At 40.8% G+C, this 13,765-nt stretch carries 15 protein-coding genes; 2 read left to right on the forward strand and 13 right to left on the reverse strand.

What is annotated here, in order from left to right; translation table 11 throughout:
- Positions 1-114: 114 nt before the first annotated feature.
- The gene (locus tag AC3ISE_RS14775; protein ID WP_070876672.1) at positions 115-369 is read left to right on the forward strand and encodes a DUF2627 domain-containing protein; all 255 of its coding nucleotides are present in this window, start codon (positions 115-117) and stop codon (positions 367-369) included.
- An 11-nt stretch (positions 370-380) separates the two neighbouring features.
- On the opposite strand, the gene AC3ISE_RS14780 is transcribed toward AC3ISE_RS14775, so the two are convergent.
- On the reverse strand, positions 381-1,109 hold the full coding sequence (locus AC3ISE_RS14780) for a glycerophosphodiester phosphodiesterase (protein ID WP_489221577.1): 729 nt from the start codon (positions 1,107-1,109) through the stop codon (positions 381-383).
- A gap of 46 nt (positions 1,110-1,155) precedes the next feature.
- Here AC3ISE_RS14780 and AC3ISE_RS14785 point away from each other — a divergent pair, with 46 nt between their 5' ends.
- Positions 1,156-1,299 carry a YycC family protein gene (locus AC3ISE_RS14785; RefSeq protein WP_309192651.1) on the forward strand — a complete coding sequence of 48 codons (144 nt, stop codon included), beginning with the start codon at positions 1,156-1,158 and terminating at the stop codon, positions 1,297-1,299.
- A 71-nt stretch (positions 1,300-1,370) separates the two neighbouring features.
- Here AC3ISE_RS14785 and spo0A read toward each other — a convergent pair whose 3' ends face one another.
- The 12 genes from spo0A to AC3ISE_RS14845 all read right to left on the reverse strand — a co-directional run bounded on the left by spo0A (position 1,371) and on the right by AC3ISE_RS14845 (position 13,757).
- Entirely contained in the window at positions 1,371-2,162 is a 792-nt protein-coding gene (gene spo0A, locus AC3ISE_RS14790; protein ID WP_070876669.1) for a sporulation transcription factor Spo0A, read from the reverse strand.
- 303 nt (positions 2,163-2,465) lie between these two features.
- Positions 2,466-3,755 (reverse strand): SpoIVB peptidase, encoded by a 1,290-nt coding sequence (spoIVB, locus tag AC3ISE_RS14795; RefSeq protein ID WP_489221578.1) that lies wholly within the window; start codon positions 3,753-3,755, stop codon positions 2,466-2,468.
- Between the two features lie 237 nt (positions 3,756-3,992).
- Positions 3,993-5,717, reverse strand: a complete 1,725-nt coding sequence (gene recN, locus AC3ISE_RS14800; RefSeq protein WP_489221579.1) for a DNA repair protein RecN — start codon at positions 5,715-5,717, stop codon at positions 3,993-3,995.
- Positions 5,718-5,748: 31 nt separating this feature from the next.
- Positions 5,749-6,198 carry a transcriptional regulator AhrC/ArgR gene (ahrC, locus tag AC3ISE_RS14805; protein WP_133310156.1) on the reverse strand — a complete coding sequence of 150 codons (450 nt, stop codon included), beginning with the start codon at positions 6,196-6,198 and terminating at the stop codon, positions 5,749-5,751.
- Between the two features lie 127 nt (positions 6,199-6,325).
- Entirely contained in the window at positions 6,326-7,168 is an 843-nt protein-coding gene (locus AC3ISE_RS14810) for a TlyA family RNA methyltransferase (RefSeq protein WP_489221580.1), read from the reverse strand.
- 3 nt (positions 7,169-7,171) lie between these two features.
- Positions 7,172-9,064, reverse strand: a complete 1,893-nt coding sequence (gene dxs, locus AC3ISE_RS14815) for a 1-deoxy-D-xylulose-5-phosphate synthase (RefSeq protein WP_489221581.1) — start codon at positions 9,062-9,064, stop codon at positions 7,172-7,174.
- 307 nt (positions 9,065-9,371) lie between these two features.
- Positions 9,372-10,256 carry a polyprenyl synthetase family protein gene (locus AC3ISE_RS14820; RefSeq protein ID WP_489221582.1) on the reverse strand — a complete coding sequence of 295 codons (885 nt, stop codon included), beginning with the start codon at positions 10,254-10,256 and terminating at the stop codon, positions 9,372-9,374.
- Positions 10,256-10,489 carry an exodeoxyribonuclease VII small subunit gene (locus AC3ISE_RS14825; RefSeq protein ID WP_133310152.1) on the reverse strand — a complete coding sequence of 78 codons (234 nt, stop codon included), beginning with the start codon at positions 10,487-10,489 and terminating at the stop codon, positions 10,256-10,258. Before AC3ISE_RS14825 ends, AC3ISE_RS14820 begins: the two co-directional genes overlap by 1 nt.
- A complete protein-coding gene (xseA, locus tag AC3ISE_RS14830; RefSeq protein WP_489221583.1) occupies positions 10,482-11,834 on the reverse strand; it encodes an exodeoxyribonuclease VII large subunit in 1,353 nt (450 codons plus the stop codon). Before xseA ends, AC3ISE_RS14825 begins: the two co-directional genes overlap by 8 nt.
- A 14-nt stretch (positions 11,835-11,848) precedes the next feature.
- Positions 11,849-12,724, reverse strand: coding sequence for a bifunctional methylenetetrahydrofolate dehydrogenase/methenyltetrahydrofolate cyclohydrolase FolD (folD, locus tag AC3ISE_RS14835; RefSeq protein WP_489221584.1), 876 nt, complete (start codon positions 12,722-12,724; stop codon positions 11,849-11,851).
- 31 nt (positions 12,725-12,755) lie between these two features.
- Positions 12,756-13,148, reverse strand: coding sequence for a transcription antitermination factor NusB (nusB, locus tag AC3ISE_RS14840; protein ID WP_070876660.1), 393 nt, complete (start codon positions 13,146-13,148; stop codon positions 12,756-12,758).
- 201 nt (positions 13,149-13,349) lie between these two features.
- Positions 13,350-13,757 carry an Asp23/Gls24 family envelope stress response protein gene (locus AC3ISE_RS14845; protein ID WP_070876659.1) on the reverse strand — a complete coding sequence of 136 codons (408 nt, stop codon included), beginning with the start codon at positions 13,755-13,757 and terminating at the stop codon, positions 13,350-13,352.
- Positions 13,758-13,765 lie beyond the last annotated feature (8 nt).

A 13,765-nucleotide genomic window follows, 5' to 3' on the forward strand; every position in this document is an offset into this window, starting at 1 on the left:
TTGAATGATTCGTGCAAAATTTTGCACAGTTTCATCATATCATTTTTTGTACACTTGACAAATTGTTTTTTTCGTTGAACAATTTAAACAGACAAAGGGGAAAGGAATAAAAAAATGATACGAATTTTCGCTTTATTAATCATGGTGATTCCCGGAGTTTTGGCCGGCTACGGCATTAAATTAATGCGTGATATGCTCTTTGGAATTCTCCAAGCTCCTTTTCCAAACCTGGGGCTGCAATTCACTGCCGGGCTGCTTTTATTTATAGGCGGATTAAGTTTTGTCGCAGGATTTATTTTTTACCGTGACCGCAAACGAAATAAAGTGCAGAAAAAATTCCAGAAAAATAAAAGAACCCCGTTAGTTTAAGATAAACGGGGTCAAATTATTTCTTTTTTTAGCAATCGTGCCTTTTCGGGGTAATCCGTGAAAAATCCTGCACACTCTGATTTGAAAAGCATTCGCATGGTCGTGTCATCGTTGACTGTAAACGGGCGCACATGGATACCATTAGCCTGAGATTGAAAGATCACGTGCTGATCAGCTGCATAATGGATAGGATGAATTCCGCTGGCTGAAAGTGTTTTGGCATAATTCCACGGTTCAAATAACCTCTCGCTTATAAGGACTGCCGTCTCCAGTTCAGTTGAGATACTGCGGCATCTCATCAGACTGTCATGATTAAAGGATGAGAGAATAACGCGATTTTGCATGTTATGAGTGAAAATCTGCTGTATGACTTTTTCTTCAAGGTTTTCATAATGAATCCGATCATTTTTCAGTTCGATATTCACCAGAAAATTTGAAGTTCCGCTCCATGAAAGCACTTCTTCAAGAGATGGGATGCATGCTATTCCTGAGTATTCAGGAAAGCGGAAGCAGGCATCCAATGTTTTAAGCTGCGAAAAAGGTAAGTCTTTCACAAAACCAGTTCCATTCGTTGTACGATCAACCGTTTCGTCATGAATAACAACTGGAACTCCGTCCTTGGAAAGATGGACATCAAGTTCAATTCCATCGGCACCATAGTCAATTGCCGCCTTAAAAGAAGGCATCGTATTTTCAGGACAAGTACCTGCAGCACCTCGGTGCCCAAATATTTTGGTCATGTGCATCACCTGTTTCCATTATTTTTAAAAGGAGCATAAAAGAGCTATGAGACCACTTCCAATATCCGCTGAAACAGCGATAAAGCTTTCTGAGGAACTAAACGTGCCGATTGAACAAATTATGCATATGCCTCAGCATATCCTTCTTGCTAAGCTTGCTGAAATGCAGAAACAAGACAAAGAAGAATAAACAGCAAAGAACCCAATTTTCAATTGATTGGGTTCTTTTTTTATGATCCAGCCTCTAAGATTCTAGCTCTCTCAAGAAGCTTTATGCTCTAATCGCAATTTGTCAGCGACCATTGCGATGAATTCTGAATTTGTCGGTTTCGCTTTAGACATGCTTACTGTATATCCAAATAAAGAGGAAATCGATTCAATATTCCCGCGGCTCCAGGCTACTTCAATTGCATGGCGGATCGCCCGCTCTACACGGCTTGCTGTCGTGTTATATTTTTTGGCGATATCAGGGTACAGCACTTTTGTAATGGATCCAAGCAATTCGATATCGTTATACACCATTGAAATGGCTTCTCTTAAATATAAATAGCCTTTGATGTGAGCGGGAACGCCAATTTCATGAATAATGCTCGTAATGTTCGCATCAAGGTTTCTTCCTTTATTTTCGGACTGGGATCTGAGAGAGGAGTTTGATCTTGAAAGAATCGGCGCTGCTGATTTTCCGCTTACTTGACGAATATGATTAACCAGGTTTTCCATATCAAAAGGTTTTAAGATGAAATAAGATGCACCAAGGTCAACTGCTTTCTTTGTCACATCTTCCTGCCCGAAAGCTGTAAGCATGATAACATTAGGCTGTTTGGATTTTTCCATCTCTCTCACTTTTTCTAAAACGGCAAGTCCGTCCAGATGAGGCATGATAATGTCCAGAACCAAAACATCTGGATCTTTGTCCTTTAACATATTCAGACACTCTTGTCCATTGTATGCAATACCAAGCACTTCCATGTCTTCCTGACTTGAAATAAATTCATCCAAAAGCCCCACTAGCTCCCGATTATCATCAACGACACACACTTTTATTTTCTTCAATTAAGCTTCCTCCTCAGTCTTCATTTCCCGCCTAAATCGATAGTATCTCTATACATCATTCTAAATGAGAATTTCGACAATGCAACAAAAATTCCTCTTATTTTTTTAAAAAATACCAAAAAAATGAAATATCTAAATTATTCTTCAATTTCCTCACGTTTTCGACGAGTTACGCTATTTGTCTTTTCCAAAGTTAAACAGTTTTGTCGAAAAATCTTCTTTCTTACATTTTACCTAAAATTAGACCATAAATAAAGCCAAAAAAAAATAGCTGTTAAGAAACTTGTCTCAACAGCTAATTCATCAGCTCGCTTTTTTTGCATCTTTATGATAGATATCAATACCCGCTTCACTCAGCATCCACTCAATATGAACACCATAACCTGACGTTGGGTCATTTACGAAAACATGAGTGACTGCTCCGATTACTTTCCCATTTTGAATAATAGGACTTCCGCTCATCCCCTGAACAATACCTCCGGATTTCGCTAAAAGTGCCGGGTCGGTAATTTTAATGACCATCCCTTTAATCGCTGGAAATTTTTGAGGAGTTGAACTGACGATTTCAACATCAAATTCTTCTACTTTGTCCTGGTCGACCACTGTCAAAATGTGAGCGGGACCTTCTTTTACTTCGTTTGATAATGCAATTGGCATTGGCTTATCGTAAAGTCCATTTGCCATGTCCTCATTAAGCTTCCCGAAGATTCCAAACGGGCTGTTCCTTGTAATATTGCCGATTACATGACGGTCACTTGAAAACCTCGCCAGCTTTTCGCCAGGATTCCCGTTGCTTCCTTTTTCAATCGATGTCACTGTTGATTGTACGACTTGCCCATCCTGTACGACAATCGGCTTTTTCGTATCCATATCAGAAATAACATGTCCAAGGGCTCCGTATTTTTTTGAATTTGGATCATAAAAAGTCATGGTCCCAATTCCTGCTGCGGAATCACGTATATATAAACCTATTCGGTAAGCACGTTCATTTTCATCTTTTAAAGGAACTAATTTTGTTTCAATTTCTTGATTCTCTCTGGATATAACTAAATCAAGCGGTTTGCCTGTTTTTCCAGCATCCTGTATAAACGGCGTTACATCACTCATACTCTCGACTGTAGAGCCGTTTATTTTCTTAATGATGTCTCCGACTTGAACACCGGCAATTTCACCGGGTGACTTTTTGCCCTCTGCTGTTTTAATTTGATGATGACCGACAACAAGAACACCAAGCGTATTTAGTTTCACACCGATTGATTGACCGCCTGGAATGACTTTAAAATCTTCAAGCACTTTTACATCTACTTTTTTAATGGGAATTCCCGCTAAATCAAATACTATTTCACCAACTCCGCTTTGCTTTCCTTCAATCTGAAGGGATTCAGCACCGGTTTTAATTGAAAAAACCTGTTCTGAATTGCCGGCTTTGGCACCAGCCTGCAGAGATGTTTCCATTGATAATTGCTGATTTTCAAATACGGTTAAAGAATTTGGCAATTGAATGTATTCTTTAACAGGTTTTACAAATCCTAAACTCATTAAAGAAACAAGGAGAATACAACCAATTATTTTTCTAATTTTATCAAAGCCCAAATATACACACTCTCCTCGCTCCTTACACCACACCAATACATCGGCTACATTCATTAATTTTGCCTTCTGAAGGCGCATTTATAACTGATATAAAAAGAAAATGTTGCTGTTTTGATGTATAACGCGGGTAATGCTAAAAAATAAGGTAGCGGATTGAATAGTTAGCCGTGATAAATCGGCTGTATACTTGATTTGACGTAAAAAACCCAAAAAAAATACTGCCGGGGATGGCAGTATTTATAAGCTCTTGACCGTATCAGCAAGAGCAAGCAGCTCTTTTGCGTGCTGTTTTGTTAAATCTGTTACTTCAACCCCGGCGATCATCCTGCCGACCTCTTTTATTTTTTCTTCTTCCAGAAGAGGTTTTACGCTTGTTTTGGTTCTTCCTTTAACCGTTTCTTTTGATATGAAAAGGTGTGTGTCTGCCATCGCAGCAACTTGTGGAAGATGCGTAATACAAAGGACCTGTGAACCGACAGAAACTTTGTAAATTTTTTCTGCAATTGCCTGTGCAACCCGTCCGCTTACACCTGTGTCCACCTCATCAAAAATAATGGATGTGACACCCTGGTGCTTTGAAAAGATGCTTTTCATGGCAAGCATTATTCTTGAGAGCTCTCCGCCGGAAGCAATTTTAGAGAGCGGTTTTAATGGTTCGCCAGGATTAGTCGATAAGTAAAATTCCGTTTCATCCACGCCATTTTCTCCAAATTTAGCAGGTACACCATCAATCTGAGGCGCATCCTTGCTTCCTTCCCTTACGCCAAAAACAACCTCAAATTTTGTTTTTTCCATATACAATTCTTTTAACTCCCGCTGAATTTGTTTTGTCAGCTCAGCGGCGCTTTTTTTCCGGACGGCCGTCACATTCTTTGCTTCAACGATCAGATCTTTCACCAGGCTGTCCAACTCGTTTTTCAGCTTGAACAAATGACTGTCACGGTTTTGAATCGTGTCAATTTCTTCTTCAATGGCTGCTGCGTATTCCAGGATTTCTTCTACATCCTGTCCGTATTTTCTCTTAAGATGGGTAATTTCCCCAAGTCTTGTTTCGATTTCATTCAGGCGTTCGGGATCGAATTCCAATTGATCCAGCTCATTTCGAATCTGAAAAGATAAATCCTCAAGCATATAATAGCAGTTTGAAATGGTTTCGGACATTTCTTTCAGCGACTCATTTATTGCTGATACTTCTTCTAATTGACTCATGGAATGGCCAATATAATCGAGGCCTCTCTGCTCGCCGTGCAGTGAATTATAACTGTTTTGAAGCGATTCAAATATTTTTTCAAAGTTGGATATTTGGCTTTTTTCTTCCATCAGCCTCTCATCTTCTTTGATTTTCAAATCTGCTTTTTCAATTTCTTCAAGCTGAAACTGAATTAAGTCAAGCCTATGGGCCATTTCCTGTTCATTTTCAGACAGCTGTTTTATTTTTTTCACAAGCTTTGCGTATGTATCGTAAATTTCTCTGTAAGAAGCAAGTGCATGATTGATTTTTCCCGAGCCGAACTGATCGAGAAGCTTCCAGTGGTTTTCCTCGTTCATCAGCTCCTGATTGTCATGCTGTCCATGAATATCAATAATCATTTGTCCGATTTCTCTAAGAATTCCTATGGTGACAAGCTTCCCGTTAATACGGCAGATGCTTTTTCCCGAGGATGAAATGTCTCGTCTTAAAACAATCATGCCGTCGCTCGTATCGATTCCAAAATCATTGCACCTCTCTATACAGGGGTGTTTTTCATCATCAAGTAAAAAAAGACCCTCTAATTCAGCACGTTTCTCTCCGTAACGAACAAATTCAGATGAGCCTCTTCCGCCGACCAGCAAATGGACGGCATCAATGATAATCGATTTACCTGCTCCGGTTTCTCCAGTTAAGACGGTCAGCCCTTTCTCAAAGGAAACCGTCAATGATTCAATAATTGCAAAGTTTTTTATTGAAAGTTCCGCTAACACAGCGCCGGATCCCCCCTTAAATATTTCGTTATTAAAGCATATCAAGAAAACGTTTCGAAATAATTGAAGTATCCTCAGGCGTACGGCAAATGATGAGAATCGTATCATCTCCGCATATAGTGCCCAGAATTTCATTCCAATCAAGATTATCAATTAATGCTCCAATGGCATTAGCATTGCCAGGCAGCGTTTTCATGACGATGTTATGCCCTGCTGAATCAATTTTCACGAAGGCATCCATTAAAGCCCGCTTCAGCTTTTGCAGCGGATTAAAACGCTGATCTGCAGGAAGGCTGTATTTGTACCTTCCGTCAAGCATAGGCACTTTCACTAAATGAAGCTCTTTAATATCTCTTGAAACAGTGGCCTGTGTCACGTTGAAGGCAGCTTCCTTAAGCATGTCCACTAACTCATCCTGAGTTTCAACTTCATTATGAGTAATCAGCTCGCGGATTTTTATGTGTCTTTGACCTTTATTCATTAGGCACCCCTTGTTAACTGTATGTTTATACTGAATATGTTATATGATATTTTAATAAAAGTACACGTTTTTGTCGAAGTGTATGTTCTTATTTTAATCAAAACAAACAGGAATAATAGCTGCTCTATTATTCCTGTTCCGATTTTTTGCTTTTTAGTTCATTGTGGGCTTTTTCAACCACGCTGTCGATTGTATCAGGAAAGTTCATGTTTCCTGCTTCATCCGTTCCCTTCCATCGCAGATGGAGCAGAAATTCGATATTGCCGTCTCCTCCTGTTATAGGAGAAAAAGACAGATTGCAGCAGTCATATCCTTCTTTTAGCGCAAAGTCAGTAATATATTCCAATACCATTTTATGCGTTTTAGGATCTCTGACAATCCCTTTCTTACCCACGAGCTCCCTGCCTGCTTCAAACTGCGGTTTAACTAGAGCGATGCAGTCACCGCCGGCAACCAGAATCTTTTTAAGTGCCGGCAGAATTAATTTCAAAGAAATAAATGAAACATCTATCGAAGCAATTTCAGGCAATCCTTCTGAAAAATCAGCTGGTGTGGAATATCTGAAATTCGTCCGTTCCATGACAACAACACGGTCATCCTGACGGAGTTTCCAAGCAAGCTGATTATAGCCCACATCAAGCGCATAAGACAGCTTGGCTCCATTTTGCAGGGCGCAATCTGTAAATCCCCCTGTTGAAGAGCCAATATCGAGGAGAATTTTATTTTCAACTGAAAGATCAAATTCTTTTAATGCTTTTTCAAGTTTCAAACCTCCGCGGCTTACATATCGCAGCATATTCCCCTTGATCGTAAGAGTTAGAGCAGGATCTACTTTTTCGCCCGGTTTTTCAACTCTTTCTTCATTTGCATAGACGAGCCCTGCCATAATGGCACGCTTCGCTTTTTCTCTCGTTTCAATCAGTCCTCTTTCAACGAGGAGGATATCAATTCTTTCTTTTTTCGAACTCATTCATTAAACCCTTTTCTCTTTCGCTTTTGATATGCTTAAAATCCGTTCCTCTGCGTGAGCAGCCGTTAATCCTATTTCTTCAAGCAGTTTATTTACGCTGCCGTGTTCAATGAAACGGTCAGGAATGCCCATTCGGTCTATAACCGCATCTGAATGGCCCTGCTCATGAGCAAATTCAAGCACCGCACTGCCGAATCCGCCTTGAAGAACAGCCTCTTCAATTGTAAGCACCGGTATATTTTCAGCAAAGATTTCTGAAAGCATTGCCTCATCAAGAGGTTTGATGAACCTTGCATTCACCACTCGGACTGAAATATCTTTTTCCGCAAGACTTTCCGCAGCCTTCATAGCCATTTCAATCGTTGTGCCGAAAGTCAGGATAACAGCATCTGTACCCTCTCTGATTACTTCCCATGTTCCGATTGGGATTTCTTTCAGCTCATCATCCATTTTTACGCCAATTCCATTCCCTCTAGGGTAACGGAGTGCGATTGGCCCATCATTATATTTTAATGCAGTATAGACTAAATGCTGTCCTTCATTTTCATCTTTAGGCATCATGACTACCATGTTCGGCAAATGTCTCAAGAACGCGATATCAAAAACACCCTGATGCGTCTCACCATCAGCACCAACTAATCCTGATCGGTCGATTCCGATGAAAACATTGAGGTTTTGACGGCATATGTCATGAACGACCTGATCGTATGCACGCTGAAGGAATGTTGAATAGATGGCCAGAAACGGTTTCATATCCTGTGTGGCAAGTCCCGCAGCCACTGTAGTTGCATGCTGTTCTGCAATTCCGACATCAAACATCCGGTCCGGAAATTCACTTGCAAAGCCTTCGAGTTTTGAACCGACAGGCATAGCAGGTGTAATGGCAACGATTCGATTGTCTTCCCGCGCCATTCTTCTGACGGTCTCGCTGACAAGGCTGCTCCACGCAGGACCTGCGGTTTCACCCTTTACGAAATCGCCCGTTTCAATCTTATACGGTCCAGTACCATGCCATGTCCCAATTTTATCTGTTTCAGCAGGCTGATACCCTTTGCCCTTTTTTGTAATGACATGTAAAAGAACGGGTCCTTTTGTTTTCTTAGCATACTGCAGATTCTCAAAAAGATCATCGTAATTATGACCATCTACGGGGCCTAGATAAGTAATTCCAAGCTCCTCAAAAAAGATGCCTGATACCAGCATATATTTTAAGCTGTCTTTTACACGTTCGGCAGTCGCTGCAAGCTTGCCGCCAACAGCAGGTATTTTCTTCAGAATATACTCAAGCTCATCTTTAACCCATTGGTATTTTCCTGCCGTTCTTAATTTTCCAAGCACATTATGAAGAGCACCTACATTTGGTGCAATAGACATTTCATTATCATTCAAAATAATGATCATATCTTTTTGTTCGTGTCCAATATGATTTAGCGCTTCGAGAGCCATTCCTCCTGTTAAGGCGCCATCACCGATAATCGGCACGATATGATCTTTTGTCCCCTTTAAATCTCTTGCAATGACCATCCCCATTGCTGCAGATAAAGAAGTAGAACTGTGTCCTGTTTCCCAAACATCGTGCTCGCTTTCGTTGCGTTTAGGAAATCCGCACAGACCCTGATATTGCCTGATTGTATCGAATTCGCATGCCCGTCCAGTCAAAATTTTATGAACATACGATTGATGCCCCACATCCCACAGGAATTTATCGTTTGGACTGTCAAATATTTTATGCAAAGCAATTGTCAGCTCAACAACGCCAAGATTAGGTCCGATATGTCCGCCGCTGACAGAGAGCTTCTCGATTAAAAATTTGCGGATTTCGGCGCTCAATTGCTCTAATTCATTATTTGATAGCTTCTTAAGGAATGAAGGGTCTTTAATGGATAACAGATCCAAATGGATCACTCACTTTCAGTTCATTTTCTAAATGGTTCTTTTATTGTTTAAAATAGCCGCTAACACAGCTGTGATAACGGCGACATTTGCAGCATTTCATGAAATTCTTTTTTCATCCTGATATCCCGTGCTGTATGGAATCGATATGTATAAAATATGGTGTAAGTATAACATACCGTCATAAAAACCTCAATTTGATGGTGTGCTATAACAGGTTGAAGAGATATTGAGCAGAAGGTGAAACCGAATTGAGGTGAAAAAACCGTTTAAAATTAAAAACGTGACATTCAGCTGTCACGTTTTTGGTTTAATGATCTCTTGAAGCAATTAAGTCGCATAACTCTTCAAGCAAGTCTGAGTGGATATCAATATCTCCCAGAATCGCTTTTGCATGGCTAATATGGTCTTCCAGTTTCTGTTTCGCACCGGGTAAAGTAAGAAGTGACGGATAGGTCGTTTTTTGATTTGTTTCATCCGATCCGACAGGTTTTCCTATTTTAACCTGCTGGCCTTCAATATCTAAAATATCATCCTGAATTTGAAAGGCAATTCCGATATGGTAAGCAAATTCACGCAGCTGAGCGATTTCCGCGCGGGATGCATCAGCTAAGATTGCTCCAGCGATAATACTGAAAACGAGTAATTTTGCCGTTTTATGTTCATGAATATATTCCAGCTCTGAGAGGGTCAGGTTTTTCGCTTCACCCTGCATGTCTGCCACCTGACCGCCTACCATTCCTTCAACGCCTGCAGCTTTTACTAATTCACTGATCAGGGCAAGGCGCTTCTCTGCAGAAATGTCCTCCTGATCAGCAATCAGACCAAAGCTGTGCGTAAGGAGACCGTCTCCTGCAAGAATGGCCAGTGCTTCTCCGAACACTTTATGATTTGTAGGCTTTCCTCTTCTTAAATCATCATCATCCATAGAGGGAAGATCATCATGAATAAGAGAATATGTATGAATCATTTCCACTGCGCACGCAGCAGGGATTCCGATTTCTTCCTTCTTTCCGAAAGCATGCAGCACGGCGAACACTAAAGCAGGGCGAATTCTTTTGCCGCCTGCGCTTAGCGAGTAGATCATTGCATCTTTAATAGATGGAGGGGCAGCAAGCCTCCTGATGTATAAAGGCAGCTCTTCCTCCATTTTCTTTTTTCTGGAAGAAAGAAAAACGTCAAGGGACAGCGTCATTACTCTTCCTCCTGCAGATCAAAAGGAGCAAGCTCTCCGTCTTCGCGGAGAATCTGGTCCATTTGCTTTTCAACCGCCTGCAGCTTATCATGGCAAAGTTTTGAAAGCTTCATTCCGTCCTGAAAATAAGCGATTGCTTTCTCAAGTGGCACATCGCCCTCTTCAAGCTTTTCGACTATTTGTTCGAGCTCTTCCATGGCTTGTTCAAAAGTAGCTTCTTTTTTCTCACTCATAAGCTTTTCGCTCCTCCACTCCTGTAACTTGGCAAGTAACCTGCCCGTCCTGCATTTGAATGTGAAGTTCATCACCCGTTTTGACTTGTGAGATACTTTTCACAAGATTTTCATCCTGATAAGCAATGCTGTATCCCCGCTCCATTATTTTCAGCGGACTCAGCGCGTTCAGGCTTGCGGCCATTGACTGAAATTCCGTCTGTTTATGACGCAGCAGAACGGACATATCCCTTGTCATTTTCTTGATCAATTGCTGATGCTTCTCTTTTTCACGGTGGATTTGTTCACGGGGATGCAGACGGTATAAACGATTTTTTAATTGATCATATTTGTCCTTTTTCAGCTGAATGGACCTGAGGCTTTCTTTTTGAAGTGCTTCTACTAATTGATCGAGCTGCTGTTCCTTTTGCTGATACAGCTGCTTCGGATATTTAAAGGCATACGACTTTTGATAATAGGCCAATTGCTCTTTTTTTGAAGAAATCTTTTCCTGCATTGCACGCAGAAGACGTGTTTGCCGATTTGAAGTTCTCTCCAGAAGCTCTGCAAAATGCGGTACTGCAAGCTCTGCTGCTCCAGTTGGAGTAGGAGCCCTTAAATCTGCAACGAAATCTGCAATTGTATAATCCGTTTCGTGTCCCACAGCAGAGATGACCGGAACGGCGGAATTGAATATTTCTCTAGCAACCATTTCTTCGTTAAATGCCCATAATTCTTCGATGGATCCTCCGCCGCGGCCAACAATCAGCACGTCCAGATAGCCCAGTGCATTGGCCTGCTTAATCGCTCCAACAACAGACGGGCCAGCATGGATTCCCTGCACAAGTGCAGGGAGAATGATGACTTTAACTGAAGGATAGCGGCGCTTGATTGTAATCAAAATATCCCGGATTGCAGCTCCTGTAGGCGAGGTAATGACACCTATTGCCTGAGGGTATTTTGGAATCGGCTGTTTATGCTTTTGATCAAACAGCCCTTCTTGTTCAAGTTTCTTTTTAAGTTCCTCATATGCAAGGTACAGGCTTCCGATACCATCCGGCTGCATTTCTTTCACGTACATTTGATAGCTGCCGCTCGGTTCATAAACAGAAATTTCACAGCGCAGCAGCACTTTCATGCCATTTTCAGGCTTGAATTTAAGAGATGAATTTTGGCCTGCAAACATAACGGCTGCAATTCGTGCACCTTCATCCTTTAATGTGAAATACATATGGCCTCGGCTGTGCATTTTAACATTTGAAAGTTCACCCTTCACCCATATATCCTTCAGGTGGGGATCGACATCAAACTTTCGTTTTATATACTTTGTTAACGCCGTAACTGTCACATGCTTCATTTCACTCATCGCCAAGGACTCCTTTAAAGCTCTTTACTTACCTGCAGTCTTTCAGCGGAATTTCTTGCTGATTTTACTACATTGTGAGCAAGCATTGTAATCGTCATCGGACCTACGCCGCCCGGAACAGGAGTGATGTGGCTTGCTATTTGCTTTGCATCTTCAAAAACAACATCTCCGCACAGCTTCCCTGTCTCAAGCCTATTGACACCAACATCGATTACGACAGCATTCTCTTTTATGTGCTCGCCTGTAATGAAATTAGCTCTGCCTACAGCTACAACTAAAATATCGGCTTGCTTTGTTACATCTTTTAAATCCGGCGTTCTTGAATGACAATACGTAACAGTAGCATGCTCATTCAGAAGCAAGATGCCGACCGGTTTGCCTACGATATTGCTTCGTCCTACTACTACAACATGTTTACCCGCAATTTCAATATTTGCAGATTTTATCATTTCCACAATTCCTGCAGGTGTGCACGGCAAGAATGTATCTTCGCCGATCATCATTTGCCCGATATTCAGAGGATGAAATCCATCTACATCTTTTAAAGGAGAAATTTTTTCAATGACTGCTTTTTCTTGAATATGATCTGGCAATGGAAGCTGAACAAGGATGCCATGGCAGCTTTCATCATGATTATATTTCTCAATTACATCCAGAAGTTCTTTTTCTTGCATTGATTCAGGAAAATGTTCAAGCGTGAATGCCACGCCGATTTCTTCTGACGCTTTTTGTTTTCCTTTAATATAAGAAATAGATGCTGGATGATCGCCTACTAAAATTACGACAAGTCCCGGCACAACACCTTGCTGTTTTAATTCTTTCACTTCCTGTGCAAGCTGTTTGCGTTTTTCCTGAGCTAATTCTTTTCCGCTGATTATTGAAGCTGTCATTGTTTGTTCCTCCTCCGAGTATTGTGATTGATTATTTGTCAATCGTCTGTTTAATGTTTGAGAGGACACCATTAATAAACTTCGGTGATTGATCATCCCCAAAGGTTTTTGCGAGTTCAATTGCTTCATCAAGAGTCACATTGACTGGAATTTCTTCAATATACATCATTTCGTATACAGCGAGACGCAGTACAGATCGATCTACATTTGCAAGTCTTTCGAGTTTCCATTTCACTAAATGAGGTTTGATTTGTTCATCAATCTCTGCCATATGCTCAATTGTTCCAAGAACAAGAGCAGTCATAAACTCGTCCAATTCTTCCCCGTCAAGCGCATGAGACATCGCTTCTTTAGGATCAATATCACTTACATCTATTTGAAAGAGTGCCTGCAGCGCTTTTTCTCTTGCTAATCTTCGTTTCATTTGTTCTTGCTCCTTTATGTACAAAAATGTCGAAATGTCATAAAAAGATAATACCATATTTCATGAACAGAAGCACATCGTTAAAAACCTTTTCTGTCGAAATAACGAATAAAAAACTTCACATACAACTTAATATTCGTACTTAACCAAATGTTCAATCTATTTATGCAAAAAAAAACCAAAGGAAGATCTCCTCTGGTTTTACATTTCCTGGTCGACTTCAATTTCCTGTGACTTTGTTTCAAACTGAATTCCGACTACATGAATATTAATTTCATTGATTTCAAGTGCTGTCATGTTGTATAAAGCCTGGCGCGTATTATCCTGAATGCGCTGAGCAACCGTAGGAATGGAAACTCCGAACATCATGACACAATATACGTCAATCGTAATTCCGTCTTCTGAAAGATCAACTTTTACACCTTTGCCGTGATTTTTTTTCCCTAAACGCTCAACTACGCCAGATGCGAAGTTGCCGCGCATTTGGGCAACGCCTTCTACTTCAGAAGCTGCAATACCGGCAATAACCTCAATGACCTCAGGGGCAATTTCAACCTTGCCAAGACCATTTTCTTCATGAGTCATTTCAAGTAATTTGTTTTCTTTCAAGAATCAGC

Source organism: Metabacillus sp. KH_069, assembly GCF_057838075.1.